The 15,511-nt window shown below is 66.9% G+C and carries 10 protein-coding genes; 8 read left to right on the top strand and 2 right to left on the bottom strand.

Annotation, left to right across the window (positions count from 1 at the left end; genetic code table 11):
- The 8 genes from DQP56_RS09960 to DQP56_RS09925 form a co-directional block, all read left to right on the top strand.
- A partial coding sequence (locus tag DQP56_RS09960; protein WP_133258909.1) for a transglycosylase domain-containing protein occupies positions 1-2,201 on the top strand: 2,201 nt, incomplete at its 5' end.
- A 192-nt stretch (positions 2,202-2,393) separates the two neighbouring features.
- Positions 2,394-4,721, top strand: a complete 2,328-nt coding sequence (locus DQP56_RS09955) for a transglycosylase domain-containing protein (protein WP_435673843.1) — start codon at positions 2,394-2,396, stop codon at positions 4,719-4,721.
- A 5-nt stretch (positions 4,722-4,726) separates the two neighbouring features.
- The gene (locus DQP56_RS09950) at positions 4,727-6,325 is read left to right on the top strand and encodes a glycosyltransferase family 87 protein (protein ID WP_234825589.1); all 1,599 of its coding nucleotides are present in this window, start codon (positions 4,727-4,729) and stop codon (positions 6,323-6,325) included.
- Positions 6,326-6,406: 81 nt separating this feature from the next.
- Positions 6,407-6,697: a 30S ribosomal protein S6 gene (gene rpsF, locus DQP56_RS09945; protein ID WP_019736048.1), complete on the top strand. Its 291-nt coding sequence runs from the start codon at positions 6,407-6,409 to the stop codon at positions 6,695-6,697.
- Positions 6,698-6,766: 69 nt separating this feature from the next.
- A complete protein-coding gene (ssb, locus tag DQP56_RS09940; RefSeq protein ID WP_205868837.1) occupies positions 6,767-7,288 on the top strand; it encodes a single-stranded DNA-binding protein in 522 nt (173 codons plus the stop codon).
- Between the two features lie 35 nt (positions 7,289-7,323).
- Complete coding sequence (rpsR, locus tag DQP56_RS09935; protein WP_085081861.1) at positions 7,324-7,578, top strand: 30S ribosomal protein S18; 255 nt, start codon at positions 7,324-7,326, stop codon at positions 7,576-7,578.
- 31 nt (positions 7,579-7,609) lie between these two features.
- Positions 7,610-8,068 (top strand): 50S ribosomal protein L9, encoded by a 459-nt coding sequence (gene rplI, locus DQP56_RS09930; protein ID WP_112684938.1) that lies wholly within the window; start codon positions 7,610-7,612, stop codon positions 8,066-8,068.
- Positions 8,069-8,563: 495 nt separating this feature from the next.
- A complete protein-coding gene (locus DQP56_RS09925) occupies positions 8,564-11,638 on the top strand; it encodes a replicative DNA helicase (RefSeq protein WP_112684936.1) in 3,075 nt (1,024 codons plus the stop codon).
- 194 nt (positions 11,639-11,832) lie between these two features.
- On the opposite strand, the gene DQP56_RS09920 is transcribed toward DQP56_RS09925, so the two are convergent.
- Both DQP56_RS09920 and DQP56_RS09915 read right to left on the bottom strand, forming a co-directional pair.
- Positions 11,833-14,847 (bottom strand): MMPL family transporter, encoded by a 3,015-nt coding sequence (locus DQP56_RS09920; RefSeq protein ID WP_234825588.1) that lies wholly within the window; start codon positions 14,845-14,847, stop codon positions 11,833-11,835.
- A 170-nt stretch (positions 14,848-15,017) separates the two neighbouring features.
- The gene (locus DQP56_RS09915; protein WP_112684934.1) at positions 15,018-15,443 is read right to left on the bottom strand and encodes a DUF6188 family protein; all 426 of its coding nucleotides are present in this window, start codon (positions 15,441-15,443) and stop codon (positions 15,018-15,020) included.
- Between the last annotated feature and the right edge of the window lie 68 nt (positions 15,444-15,511).

The raw sequence follows: 15,511 nt of genomic DNA, 5'->3' as shown, positions 1-15,511 counted from the left end.
CCGACCCGCTGGACTGGCTGCGTCGCCACCCGCCGAACTGGAGGTGGGTTCGGCGCGGACTCTACGTCGCGGCCGCGGTGATCCTGCTGCTGCCGATCATCACGTTCGCGATGGCCTACTCCATCACCGATGTGCCCTCACCCGGCGACATCCGCACCAACCAGGTGTCGACGATCCTGGCCAACGACGGCTCGGAACTGGCCAAGATCATCCCGCCGGAAGGCAATCGCGTCGACATCGACATCAGTCAGGTGCCGGTGTATGTGCGGGATGCGGTGCTGGCCGCAGAAGACCGGGACTTCTACTCCAACCCCGGTTTCTCGGTGTCCGGCTTCGCCCGCGCGGTCAAGAACAACCTGTTCGGCGGCGACACCCAGGGCGGCTCCACCATCACCCAGCAGTACGTCAAGAACGCCCTGGTGGGCTCCGAGCGGGCCGGTGTGCGGGGGTTGGTCCGCAAGGCGAAAGAGCTCGTGATCGCCACCAAGATGTCCAGCGCGTGGCCCAAAGACGATGTGTTGCAGGCCTATCTGAACATCATCTATTTCGGTCGCGGCTCCTACGGCATCGCTGCGGCGTCCCGGGCCTACTTCGACAAACCCGTCGAGCAACTCGACGTCGCCGAAGGCGCGCTGCTGGCCGCGCTGATTCAGCGACCCTCGACCCTGGATCCCGCCGTCGACCCCGAAGGCGCCCTCGACCGGTGGAACTGGGTTCTCGACGGGATGGTGGAGACCGGGGCGCTGACCGCCGGTGAACGTGCCGCCCAACAGTTCCCGGAGACGGTGGCGCCCGAGTTGGCGCGCTCCCAGAACATCACCACCGGACCCAACGGGCTGATCCAGCGGCAGGTCACCAAGGAACTGCTGGAGCTGTTCGACATCGACGAGCAGACCCTGAACACCCAGGGCCTGCAGATCACCACCACCATCGATCCGCAGGCGCAGGAGGCCGCGGTCGATGCGGTGGACACCTACCTCAAGGGCCAGATTCCCAACATGCGATCGGCGGTGGTGTCCATCGACCCCCGCGACGGCTCGGTGCGCGCGTATTACGGGGGTTCGGACGCCAACGGTTTCGACTTCGCCCAGGCGGGGCTGCAGACCGGGTCGTCGTTCAAGGTGTTCGCGCTGGTGGCCGCGCTCGAGCAGGGTATCGGGCTGGGCTATCAGGTCGACAGCTCCCCGCTGTCCCTCGAGGGCGGCCGGATCAAGATCACCAACGCCGAAGGGGAGAGCTGCGGGGTCTGCAACATCGCCGAGGCGCTCAAGCGCTCGTTGAACACCGCCTACTACCGGCTGATGCTCAAGCTCAAGAACGGCGCCCAGGACGTCGCCGATGCCGCGCACGCCGCCGGCGTCGCCAAGAGCTTCCCCGGTGTTCCGCACACGCTGTCGCAGGACGGCGGCCCGCCCGAAGGCGGCGTCGTGCTGGGCCAGTACCAGACGCGGGTGATCGACATGGCCTCGGCGTACGCCACGCTGGCCGCCTCCGGGGTGTATCACCCGCCGCACTTCGTGGCGAAAGTCGTCAACGCCGACGGCCAGGTGCTGTTCGACGCCCAGACCTCCGAAGACACCGGCGAGCAGCGCATTCCCAAGGCGGTCGCCGACAACGTCACTTCGGCGATGCAGCCCATCGCCGGCTGGTCGCGTGGGCACAACCTGGCCGGGGGGCGACCGTCGGCGGCCAAGACGGGCACCACCCAGCTGGGTGACACCGGGGCCAACCGGGACGGTTGGATGGTCGGCTACACGCCGTCGTTGTCGACCGCGGTGTGGGTCGGTACCACCGGCGGTGACGAACCGCTGGTGAACCAGTGGGGCGGGCCGGTGTACGGCGCGGGCATTCCGGCCGACATCTGGAAGGCCACCATGGACGGCGCGCTGCGGGGCACCTCCAACGAGTCCTTCCCGACGCCCACCGAGATCGGCGGCTACGCCGGTGTTCCCGCCGCGCCGCCGCCACCCCCGCCGGAGGAGTTGGCGCCGCCGGAGCCGTCGGAGACCGTGATCCAGCCGACGATCGAGATCGCGCCGGGGATCACCATCCCGATCGGTCCGCCCACCACCATCCCGGTCGCACCGCCGCCACCGCAGGCGCCGCTGCCGGGGCAGCCGCCGCAACAGCAGGTTCCGTCGCCGGGCGAACCCGAGACGACCGGGCCGTCGCCGGGCGAACCGGCGCCGCCGATGCCGTAGCGGGTTTGGGATCTCGTTTGCACTCGACGCCGCGGCGTGCGGACGTAACCTGGTAAGCATGCGACCGCAGCAACGGGTGGGGGACGACGGGCCGTCGGGCGCGTTGCCGTTGACTGAGATGGGTTGCGCCCCTGTGACGATGGCGGCAAGCCCGAAACCCGGTCGCGCAGCGCGGGGACGTCCCCGCCGACGGTGAAGAGTCAGGGGCCGCCGGCGCCGGGGGCCGGAAGCGCTGCAGAAGAACACTTCTTGACGACGACGGACGACTCGCCGGCGGATCCGCGCAACGGCGACGGCGAGGATCTGCGGGATCCCATCGAGGAGGTCAAGGCGGCGCTGGAACGACCGCGGCCGCACTCCGATGAGCTAAGCGGAGCCGCAGTGGCGGCGGGCGGTGCACAAGACCCGCCCCCTCGACGAGTGACCTGGCGTGGGGTCCGGCGCGGGGTGTACGCCGTCGTCGCTGCCACGGTGATCGCCCCGGTGGTCACGTTCGGCATGGCCTACCGCACCGTCGAGATTCCCCAGCCGGGCGACATCCACACCGATCAGGTCTCGACGATCCTCGCGGCCGACGGCACCGAGCTGGCGAGAGTCGTTCCACCGGAAGGCAACCGGACCGACGTCAAGATCGACCAGGTGCCAGTGCACGTGCGTGACGCGGTGTTGGCGGCTGAGGACCGCGACTTCTACACCAACTCCGGCTACTCCTTCTCGGGGTCCTTCCGGGCGGTCTGGAACAACCTGCTCGGGGGCGACACCCAGGGCGGTTCGACGATCACCCAGCAGTACGTCAAGAACGCGCTGGTGGGCTCGGAGCGGAGCGGGTTCGCCGGGGTGGTCCGCAAGGGCAAAGAGCTGGTGATCGCCAGCAAGATGTCACGGGAGTGGTCCAAGGACGAAGTGCTGGAGGCCTACCTCAACATCATCTACTTCGGGCGCACCGCCTACGGGATTGCCGCGGCGGCGCGGGCGTTTTTCGGCAAACCGGTCGCCGAACTCGACATCGCGCAGGGCGCGTTGCTGGCGGCGGTGATCCAGCGGCCGTCGGCGCTGGATCCCGCATTCAACGCCGAACGCGCACTCAGCCGTTGGAACTGGGTGCTCGACGGCATGGTCGAGACCGGCGCGTTGAGTCCGGCTGAACGCGCCCGGCAGGTGTTTCCGGCGACGATCCCGCCGCAGCAGGCGCGCAACGCCGATCAGGCCACCGGACCCGAGGGACTGATCCAGCGGCAGGTCATCGCTGAACTGCTCGACATGTTCAGCATCGACGAGCAGGCGCTGAACATGTTGGGGCTGCGGATCACCACCACCATCGACATGAAGGCGCAGCGCGCCGTGGAGAAGGCGGTGGGAGACGTCATGGCCGGGCAGAAACCGGCGTTGCGCACCGCGGTGGTCGCCATCGATCCGCGCACCGGCGCGGTGCGCGCCTATTACGGCGGCGCCGACGGCGGCGGTTTCGACTTCGCCCAGGCGGGCCTGCAGACCGGCTCATCGTTCAAGGTGTTCGCCCTGGTGGCCGCGCTGCAACAGGGCATCGGCCTGGGTTACCAGATCGACAGCGCACCACTGACCGTCGGCCGCACCAAGATCAGCAATGTCGGCGGCGCCAGCTGCGGGGTCTGCAATATCGCCGAGGCGCTCAAGCGCTCGTTGAACACCGCCTACTACCGGCTGATGCTCAAGCTCAAGAACGGCCCGCAGGACGTCGCCGATGCCGCGCACGCCGCCGGGGTTGCCGAGAGCTTTTCCGGCGTCGCGCACACGTTGTCCGAGGACGGCCGCGGCGGGCCACCGGTGAACGGCATTGTGCTCGGCCAGTACCAGACCCGGGTGATCGACATGGCCTCGGCATACGCCACGCTGGCCAATTCCGGGAGGTATCACCGGCCGCATTTCATCCAGCGGGTCGTCGGCCTCGACGGCCGGGTGATCTTCGACAACACCACCGCCGGCGACACCGGTGAGCAACGCATCCCCAAGGCGGTCGCCGACAACGTGACCGACGCCATGAAGGCGATCCCGGGCTGGTCGGGTGGGCACGAGTTGGCCGGCGGCCGGCCCGCCGCGGCCAAGACCGGCACCACCCAGCTGGGTAACACCGGAGCCAACCGGGACGCCTGGATGATCGGCTACACCCCGACGCTGTCGACGGCGGTCTGGGTCGGCACCGACCAGGGTGACGAACCGCTGCGGAACAAATGGGGCGGTCCGGTCTACGGCGCGGGACTGCCCAGCGACATCTGGAAGGCCAGCATGGACGGCGCGCTGCGGGGCGATCCCATCGCGCAGTTCCCCAAGCCCACCGACATCGGCGGCTTCGCCGGGGTGCCGTCCGCGCCCCCGCCGCAGCCGGAGTGGTTCTCGCCACCGCCGCCCCGGGACGCGGAGACACCGGAGCCGCCACCGCCGTTCGGGGAGCCACCGCCATTTCCGCCGCCGCTGTTCCCGCCGCCGCCTCTGCCGCCACCGCCACCTGAGCCGCCGCCTCCTCCGCCGGAGCAACTACCGTGACGGAGGTGATCCCAGGCCGCCCGGTGGTGTCGCCGCTGCCCCTTGCCGAGGACCTGCGCAGCGCCGACGACCGGGACCTGCCGTCCCGCACCGACGACGTCGTGCACGCGTTGTCGAACACCATCGGCGGACCGGTGGGACGCCACGCGCTGATCGGGCGTGCCCGATTCATGACGCCGCTGCGGGTGATGTTCTTGATCGCGGTGCTGTTCCTGGCGCTGGGCTGGACCACCAAGTCGGCGTGCCTGCAAAGCGTCGGCTCCGGCGGCCCCGACGAGCGGGTGGCCAACTGGGACAACGAGCGCGCGTACTTCCAGCTCTGCTACTCCGACGTCGTACCGCTGTACACCGCGGAGTTGCTGAACCAGGGCAAGTTTCCCTACAAGTCCAGCTGGGTGGAGAAGGACGGTACCGGCAAGCCGCAGATCCGCTACGACGGGCTGCCCGCGCAGCGCTATATGGAGTATCCGGTGCTGACCGGGCTCTACCAGTACGCCGCGATGGCCTTGGCCAAGACGTACACGGCGATCACCAAGGTGGTGAAGATCCCGGCGTTGAGCGGGGTCGCCGAGGTGGTGGTGTTCTTCGACATCGTCGCGGTGGGCCTGGCCCTGGCCTGGCTGGTGACGGTGTGGTCCACCGCCGGGCTGGCCGGCCGCCGGGTCTGGGATGCCGCCCTGGTGGCGGCCTCGCCGCTGGTCATCTTTCAGGTCTTCACCAACTTCGACGCGCTGGCCACCGCGTTCGCCGGGGCCGGGCTGCTGGCCTGGGCGCGACGCCGGCCGGTGGCAGCCGGGGTGCTGCTCGGCCTGGGTACCGCCGCCAAGCTGTATCCAGTACTGCTGCTCTACCCGCTGCTGCTGCTGGGACTGCGGACCGGGCGGTTGCGTGACGTCAGGCGCACGGTGGTGGCGACGGCGCTGAGCTGGCTGGCGGTGAATCTGCCGGTACTGGTTTTCGCCCCGCGCGGCTGGACCGAGTTCTTCCGGCTCAACTCTCGCCGCGGCGATGACATGGACTCGATCTATAACGTGGTGAAGTCGTTGACCGGCTGGCGGGGCTTCGACGGGGAGCTGGGGCTGTGGCAGCCACCGACCGTGCTCAACATCGTGGTCGCGGTGTCGTTCGCGCTGTGCTGCGCCGGGATCGGCTACATCGCGCTGACGGCGCCGAGGCGGCCGCGGGTGGCGCAGTTGGCCTTCCTGCTGGTGGCCGCCTTCCTGCTGACCAACAAGGTGTGGAGCCCACAGTTCTCGCTGTGGCTGGTGCCGCTGGCCGTGCTGGCGCTGCCGCATCGCAGGTTGCTGCTGGCCTGGATGGCCGTCGACGCGCTGGTGTGGGTGCCGCGGATGTACTACCTCTACAGCGTCTCGGACCGCAGCCTGCCCGAGCAGGTGTTCACGTCCACGGTGCTGCTGCGCGATCTGGCGGTGCTGGGATTGTGTGCGCTGGTGATCCGGCAGATCTACCGGCCCGATCAGGCCCCGGTGGATCTGGTGCGCGAGCGGGGCGTCGACGATCCCGCCGGCGGGATGTTCGATCGCGCGCCCGACGCCCGGCGGCTCGGCCGATTTCGCGCCGCGGCCCGGCCTCCGGTAACCTAGCCGGGTTGCCGACGCAGGCGACCCTCCTGCCGTGGTCAGATCCACGGCCGCACTACGACCATAGGAGGTGATGAGGTTCCCATGCGTCCATACGAAATCATGGTCATCCTTGACCCCACTCTCGACGAGCGCACTGTCGCCCCGTCCCTGGAGACGTTCTTGAACGTCATCCGCAAAGACGGCGGCACGGTGGACAAGGTCGACATCTGGGGCAAGCGCCGGCTGGCCTACGAGATCGCCAAGCATGCCGAGGGCATCTACGCGGTGATCGACGTCAAGGCCGCCCCGGCGACGGTGTCCGAACTCGACCGGCAGCTCAGCCTGAACGAGGCGGTGCTGCGCACCAAGGTGATGCGGACCGACAAGTCGTAGCAGGCTGTCGCCGCCGTTGCGTAGGCTCAGCTGACACATGCAGCGTCGATACGATCCCAGGAGGGCCCCGTGGCTATTGGTGACACCACGATCACCGTCGTCGGAAACCTGACCGCGGACCCGGATCTGCGGTTCACCCCGTCGGGGGCGGCGGTCGCCAACTTCACGGTGGCGTCCACCCCGCGGATCTACGACCGGCAGAGCGGTGAGTGGAAGGACGGCGACGCGCTGTTCCTGCGGTGCAACATCTGGCGTGAGGCCGCAGAGAACGTCGCCGAGAGCCTCACCCGCGGATCGCGGGTGATCGTCACCGGCCGGCTGCGGCAGCGGTCCTTCGAAACCCGCGAGGGCGAGAAGCGCACCGTCTACGAGATCGAGGTCGACGAGATCGGCCCCTCGTTGCGGTATGCCACCGCCAAGATCAACAAGGTCAGTCGCGGTGGCGGCGGGGGCGGCTTCGGCGCGGGCGGCGGTGCCACAGCGGGTGCGGCACCGATGGCCCAGTCCGGCGGCGCGCCCGCGGAAGACCCGTGGGGCAGTGCTCCGGCGTCCGGCTCCTTCGGCGGCGCCGACGACGAGCCGCCCTTCTAGACAACCGAACCACACAGCACGAAAGAGATAGATAGATGGCCAAATCCAACAAGCGGCGTCCGGCTCCCGAGAAGCCGATCAAGACGCGCAAGTGCGCGTTCTGCTCGAACAAGAAGCAGGAGATCGACTACAAGGACACCTCGCTGCTGCGCACCTACATCAGTGAGCGGGGCAAGATCCGCGCCCGGCGGGTGACCGGCAACTGCGTTCAGCACCAGCGCGACATTGCGATCGCGGTCAAGAACGCCCGCGAGGTCGCGTTGCTGCCCTTCACCTCGTCGGCCCGCTAGCCGACCGTCCGAGCCGAGAAAGTACGAAACGATGAAGCTGATTTTGACCGCTGAGGTGGACCACCTCGGAGCGGCCGGAGACACCGTCGAGGTCAGGGACGGATACGGCCGCAATTACCTGCTCCCGCGGGGCCTGGCTATCCTCGCCACGCGCGGCGCGCAGAAGCAGGCCGACGACATCCGTCGGGCCCGCGAGACCAAGCAGGTGCGCGACCTGGACCACGCCAAGGAGCTCAAGGCGGCCCTCGACGCGCTGGGCCCGGTCACGCTGCCGATGAAGACCGCCGCCGACTCGGGCAAGCTGTTCGGTTCGGTGACCGCAGGCGACGTGGTCACCGCCATCAAGAAGGCGGGCGGGCCCAACCTCGACCGGCGGATCGTGCGGCTGCCCAAGGCGCACATCAAGGCGATCGGCAGCCACCCGGTATCGGTGCACCTGCACCCCGAGGTCCACGTCGACGTCACGCTCGACGTCGCCGCGGCGAACTAGCATTTCCCAGCTGCCCCGGTGGCGCCCTGATCGGCTCCGCCGGGGCGTTGCTGTGCCCGGATCCGGTTAAGGCCGGTTAACTCTGGCTAACTTTTCGGCCGGTGTGAAGTCCTGGTGCTATTTACCCGGTCGTGGAGCGCCGTCTACCTCCCCGTCAGGCAACACGCCCAAGACGGCAACCTGAGCCGACACGCCGAAGAGATTGTCTTCCACAACGACGACACCGCGGTGTGGTGCGCTTACCTGCGGTGATACCTAACCAGCGGTGAATGATCCACAGGTCTTCCCCACGGTCCCAAACAAGTGGAGGTCCGGTATGCACACTTCATCCACACCTTTGTGAACAAGGCCGTTTGGCGGCGTCGCCAGCAACGCCTAGCGTCAAGCCGGCACGACGGGACCGGGGGTGTCCGAAGATGTCTCAGCCCACGGCTAGCATGCCGGGGCAGCAGCATCGAATAGACGTTCGAGCGTGCCGTAGAGGAGGTGGGGCGTATGGCAGTGGTCGACGACCGCGGGCACTCTGAGCTCGAGGAGCCGCCGCGCGAGGATGTCGGCCGCCAGCCGCCCCAGGACGTCGCCGCCGAACAGTCGGTGCTCGGTGGCATGTTGTTGAGCAAGGACGCCATCGCCGACGTGTTGGAGCGGGTGCGGCCCGGCGACTTCTACCGTCCGGTGCACCAGAACATCTACGACGCGATCCTGGATCTCTATGGCCGCGGCGAGCCGGCCGATCCGGTGACGGTGGCGGCCGAACTCGACCGCCGCGGCCTGCTGCGCCGGGTGGGTGGCGCCCCATATCTGCACACGCTGATCTCGACGGTGCCCACGGCGGCCAACGCGGGCTACTACGCCGGGATCGTCGCCGAGAAGGCGCTGCTGCGCCGGCTGGTGGAGGCCGGCACCCGGGTGGTGCAGTACGGCTACGCCGGCGCGGAGGGCGCTGATGTGGCCGAGATCGTCGACCGCGCCCAGGCCGAGATCTACGACGTCGCCGACCGCCGGCTCTCCGAGGACTTTGTCCCGCTCGAAGACCTGCTGCAGCCCACCATGGACGAGATCGACGCGATCGCCTCCCACGGCGGGATTGCGCGCGGGGTGCCCACCGGCTTCATCGATCTGGACGAGGTCACCAACGGTCTGCACCCGGGGCAGATGGTGATCATCGCGGCCCGCCCGGGTATGGGCAAGGCACTGGCGCTGGACACCCTGCTGCCCACCCCGTCCGGCTGGACCACGATGGGCGACGTCTCCGTCGGCGATTGGTTGCTGGACGCCGACGGGCTGCCCACCCGGGTGCTGGCCGCCACCGACGTGATGTTGGGCCGGCCGTGCTACGAAGTCGAGTTCTCCGATGGCACGGTGATCGTGGCCGACGCCGAGCACCTGTGGCCGACGGAAGCTGGTGTCCGGACGACGGCGCAGCTGCGTTGTGGGCTGGACCGTATCGCTCCGGCGGGTTCCATCGGGCGGCATGGTGGCACTGCGCTGCTGGTACCGGCGCTGAGCCTGTCGGCGGTACGGCGGGTGCCCAGCGTGGCGGTGCGTTGCGTGCAGGTCGACAATCCGGCGCGGCTCTACCTGGCCGGCCGCGGCATGGTGCCCACCCACAATTCCACGCTGGCACTGGATTTCATGCGGTCCTGCTCGATCAAGAATCGACTGCCCAGCGTCATCTTCTCCCTGGAGATGAGCAAGTCCGAGATCGTCATGCGACTGCTGTCGGCCGAGGCGAAGATCAAACTCGGCGATATGCGCTCGGGGCGGATGAGCGACGACGACTGGACGCGGCTGGCCCGGCGAATGAGCGAGATCAGCGAGGCGCCGCTCTACATCGACGATTCGCCGAATCTGACCATGATGGAGATCCGCGCCAAGGCTCGTCGGCTCAAGCAGAAGGCCGACCTGCGCCTGGTGGTGGTGGATTACCTGCAGCTGATGACCTCGGGCAAGAAGGTGGAGTCGCGTCAGATCGAGGTGTCTGAATTCTCGAGGCATCTCAAGCTTTTGGCCAAGGAGCTGGAACTACCGGTGGTCGCGCTGAGCCAGCTCAACCGCGGTCCCGAGCAGCGCACCGACAAGAAGCCGATGCTGGCAGATCTCCGTGAGTCGGGCTGCCTGACCGCGTCGACGCGAATCCTGCGGGCCGATAACGGGGCCGAGGTAACCCTGGGGGAGTTGATGCGCACCGGGGAGCGCCCGCTGGTCTGGTCGCTGGACGAGCAGCTGCGGATGGTGGCCCGGCCCATGACCAACGTGTTCCCCAGCGGGCACCGTGAGGTGTTCAAGCTGCGGATGGCCTCCGGGCGCGAGGCCGAGGCCACTGCCAACCACCCTTTCCTTACCCTGGATGGCTGGGTTGCGTTGGGTGACCTGAATGTCGGGGACCGGCTGGCGGTGCCGCGGCGGGTACCCGAACCGGTGGACACCACGCGGATGGAAGACTGCGAAGTGATCCTGCTGGCGCACATGATCGGCGACGGTTCGTGCGTGAAGAACCAGCCGATCCGCTACGCCTCGATCGACGAGGCGAACCTGACCGCGGTGACTGCAGCGGCCATGCACTTCGGGGTGATGGCGGTACGCGACGAGTACCCGGCCGCCCGGGTAACGACACTGCGGTTGCCGGCGCCGTATCGGTTGACCCACGGCAAGCGCAATCCGATCGCGGCGTGGCTGGATGGGCTGGGGCTGTTCGGCAAGCGCAGCTACGAGAAGTTCGTGCCGCAAGAGGTTTTCGCGTTGCCGAATGATCAGGTGGCGTTGTTCCTGCGGCATCTGTGGGCCACCGACGGGTCGGTGTCATGGGATGCCAAACATGATGTGGGCCGCATCTACTATGCGTCGACGAGTCGGCGGCTGATCGACGATGTAACGTCACTGCTGTCGCGGATGGGCGTCTTCGGCCGCATCAAGCGAGTAACCAAGGCCGGCTACCGCGATGGCTGGCACCTGTGTCTCTACGGCGCAGAGAACCAGGTCCGGTTCCTGCAAATCGTTGGGGCGCAAGGCGCCAAAGCTGTGGGGGCCAAGGAGATTCTTGATCGTCTGCAGGGCTTGGCGCGCAATCCGAACCTGGACACCGTGCCGAAAGAGGTATGGGTGCAGGTTCGCCGGGCACTGGCTGATCAACAGATGACTCAGCGCGAGTTCGCCGCAGCCATGGGCACGAAGTACTGCGGTTCGACGATGTGGAAGCACGCCCCTAGCCGAGCCCGGTTGCACCGCGCTGCCGCGGTGCTGGAAGATCTGGACATCCACGCGCTGGCGACTAGCGACGTCTTCTGGGACACCATTGTGGAGATCACCAGCATCGGCGAGCATGATGTGTTCGACGGAACCGTAAGCGGCACACACAATTTCGTGGCGCAAGGTATTTCAGTTCACAACTCGCTAGAGCAAGATGCGGATATGGTCATCCTGTTGCACAGGCCCGACGCTTTCGAGCGTGACGACCCGCGGGGCGGCGAGGCGGACCTGATTCTGGCCAAGCACCGCAACGGACCGACGAAGACGGTGACGGTGGCGCATCAGCTGCACTTGTCGCGGTTTACGAATATGGCGCATTAGTAGATTGGTTGCTTGTAGGATCTCACCGCTGATGTCATTTTCTCAGCGGTGGTGTCATGTCCTTGTCATGTGTCTCAGCCCGTGTCATGTATGTAGACGCATGTGTGGGAGACGGATGTTGGTTGCACTGATGGCGTGAGCGGCCGTGCGCTGAAGCCCGGCGCACTGTGCGCCTGTTCCCGTTGGTTGTGGGGTTATCGGTGTGTGGTTGTTGATCGTCGGGGTGTGTTGGGCCACCAGCTGGCTTCGCGGAGGAGGGTGGCGATGGCGGGGACGGTGAGGGTCCGCACGAGGAAGGTGTCGAGGAGCAGGCCGCAGCCGATGATGAGTCCGACTTGGATCATGATGGCGACCGAGCCGATCATGAGGCCGAACATGCTGGCGGCGAAGATGATGCCGGCGGAGGTGATGACCGATCCGGTGTTGGCGACGGTGCGTAGGACGCCGACGCGGATGTTGCGTCCGGATTCCTCGCGTAGCCGTGAGACCAGCAGCATGTTGTAGTCAGCACCCACGGCGACCAGGATGATGAACGCAAGCAGTGGGACCGGCCATGCGATTTCGTGGCCGAATCCACCTTCGAAGATCAGCACACCGATGCCCAACGAGGCCAGGTAATTGAGTATCACGGTGCCTAGCAGGTAGAGCGGGGCGAGCAGGGCGCGCAAGAGCAGCACCAGGATCAGTCCGACGATGAGCAAGGTCGCAGCAGCGAGTTGGGCGAAGTCGGCCCGCAGGAGTTGTTGGATGTCGGAGTTGACGGCCGGGAACCCGGCCACCGAGATCGCAGCGTCGGCCAGGGCGGTGTTGGGGCGCGCAGTTTGGGCGGCGGCGGTGATCTGGTGGGCCAGTTGCATCGCGCCGATGCTGTAGGGGTCGAAGGCTGTTTCGATCGCGAACCGCGCGGTTTTGCCGTCCGGGGACAGGAATTGTTTGGCGACTGCGGCGAATTGGCGGTTATCGAAGACGTCGGGGGGCAGGTAGAAGCCGCTGGCGGCGTCCGAGCCGGTGCTGGCGCGTGCCGAGTTCTGCAGTTGGGTGGCGACTTGGCCCATCTTGGACAGCATTTCGATGTTGCTGTCGGCTAGCGCGTGCACACCGCCGGCCAATGCTTGGGCGCCGGCCGCGAGTTGGCCGATACCGTCTTGGAGTCGGCCGATGTTGGTCGTCAGGTCGGCGGGGTTCCCGAGTGCGCCAAATACTGTGTCCAGTGAGGTGACGGCGGTTTGGATGTCGGCGAGGGTGGCGGTGACGGTGGCGTTGGTCGCCGGGTTGTAGTGGTCGCCCAGGTCGGCGACCTGATCGAAGAAGCCGTTGTTGCGCAAGCTGACCAGGACCTGGATCTGGTCGCGGATCTGGGCGCATTGCGGTGTGGTGGCACACCATGGAGACTCAGCGAGGCCGGCGGAGAGGGGGTCCACGATGGCGATGGCGTGTTGGGCTTGCTCGGCTGAGGATCGCAGTCCCGGACCTGATTGGATGGCCTGGTCGATGACGGGAGCGCTGGCTGAAAGTTGGTGCAGCAGCGGCATGAACCGTTGGGCCTGGGTGCGGCCGGACTGCGTGTTGGCCAAAATCCCGGCCAGCGGGGTTAGGGCGGTGCGCAGTGTGGCGTCGAGTTGAGCCAGCCCGCCGGCGAGCTGATCAGCACCGTCGGTGAGTTTGGCGAGGTCGCCTTTTCGTGCGTCACCGTCGGCGACGGCTCCGGCCATCTTGTCGCCGATCTGACCGTTTTGCCAGGACAGCTGGGCCTGCTCCAGTCTTTCTCCGGTGGGGCGGGTGATACCGGAGACTTTGGTGACACCGGGAACCTGTGCCACGCGGGAGGCCATTTCGTCGAGGTCGGCCAGCCCCTTGGCGGTGCGCATATCGGTGGGGTTGGCCACGACCAGAAATTCGCCGATGATGACGTCTTTGCGGAAGTGGCGGTCCAGCAGTTGGTAGCCCTGGTTGCTGGCGGTGGTAGTGGGTTGGCCTTTGCGGTCGTCATAGCTGATCCGCATCATCGTCAGCGCCACCGCTGACAGGGCCACCAAGATGACCAGGCTGATGATCAGCAGGGGGACGGGTCGGCGCACCACGGCGACGGCGACACTGTTCCAGTATCGGCGGGTGCGATCGGGTTTGGGTTCACCGATCCCGCGTTTGGCGGCCAACGCCAGCACTGGCGGCAACAAGGTCACCGTGGCCAAGAAGCCGACGAACACCGCTACCGCGCATGCCGGACCCAGACCGGCGAATACACTCAGGCGCGCGAAGACCATCGCCAGGAAGGCCAGCGCTACGGTCGCTGCTGACGCCGCGATCACCCGGCCGATACTGGCGGTGGCTGCGACGACCGCCGCATCAGCGGGCACCTGAGCGCGGCGCTGCTCGTGGTAGCGGCTGATCAAAAACACCGTGTAATCGGTGCCCGCCCCGAGCAGGATCGCGGTCATGAACGCCACGGTGAACTGCGAGACAGGCATGCCGATCTCACCGAGAGCAGAAAGCACGCCACGCCCCACCGCCAGGCTCACCCCGATCACCAGCAGCGGTAGCATCGCAGTGAACAGTGAGCGGTACACGACCAGCAAGATCAGGGCGATCAGGCCGGCCGTGGCGATCGACACCAGTAGCAGATCATGTTCGGCAGAAGCGATCTGGTCGCTGAACGTGGCCGCCGGGCCCGTCACATAGACCGTCGTCGAGGAGTCGGCGAACACTTGCTCGGCGATACCTCGCACCGCCTGCACCGATTCGGCCGCGGTCGGATCACCCAATGTCCCAGCCACCCCCACCGGCAAGAACCAGGCTTTGTGATCCTCGCTGATCGCATGGGCTTCGGTCACCGAATCAGCCAGCAGGTCCTGCACCAGCAACACGTGCCCGGTATCGGCGCGCAGCCGCTCCACCAGCTGCTCGTAACGCTGCCGCACCGACGGGGTCAACCCGTCCGGGTCTTCCATCGCGACGAACAGCATCGTCTGGGAGCCCTGCTCACCGAATGCGGCGCTCATCTGATCCACGGTCTGAAATGAGGCCACGTCACGAGGAATCAGGTTCACCGACTGCTGGCGCACGACCGTCTCCAACTGTGGAAACAGCAGCGCCAAGACCACCGCGGCCCCCAGCCACGCCGCGATCACCAATGCCTTATGCCGCACCGTGAATCCCGCCAACGCCGCCAGCCGCGCACTGTACTCACGGGGGACGGTCGGAGATATCACCCGGCCATGGCGGCGCGCAACCAATGTCGCGGTGCCCGATGCCCCCGAATCGCCTTCAGACGCCACAACCACACCCCCCAAACAATACTATCGGTATCGCTACGCTACTACGTATCCCCAATTGCCCACCCCGATATGCCGGCGCTCGCTGCCAGGGGTCGCATCCTCCCTCACCGCAGCACGGTGTCGGCGTCGGCATCCTCGGGCAGATCGTGGCGCACCACCCGGACCCGCCCACCGGGCAGACATGCCATGTAGCCGTGATGCTTGCCGTAGAGCTCCCAAGCCGTGGCATGGGCATCGGCGTCGACGTCGATCCGGTGCCCATCGGAAAACACCAGATGCAGCACACCATCCTCACCGCAGCGGGCGATGGTGCACACCGTTCCCGCCAGATCGAACAACGGACGCTCGCACTCGGTGACCCGATCGGGATCAACGAGAACTTCCTCGACCGGGAACTTCCCGACCGCGGGCAACGTCAGCCGTAGTGGCCGAGCGATCACCACTTCGTTGTAACCGGAAAACCCCAGCATCACACCGTCATGCAACGACACCCGATGCACGACGCAATCTTCGATCCACGCGGTATACATGGCGCCTCCCTCGACGCAGCGACGAGCTCGTGCCCGAATAGTACACCTGGTATCGCTGCGATACTATT

It is taken from the genome of Mycolicibacter senuensis (genome assembly GCF_003284925.1).
Lineage (GTDB): Bacteria > Actinomycetota > Actinomycetes > Mycobacteriales > Mycobacteriaceae > Mycobacterium > Mycobacterium algericum_A.
Note: the sequence above shows the minus strand (reverse complement) of the source record. Positions and strands in the feature narration are given on the sequence as shown.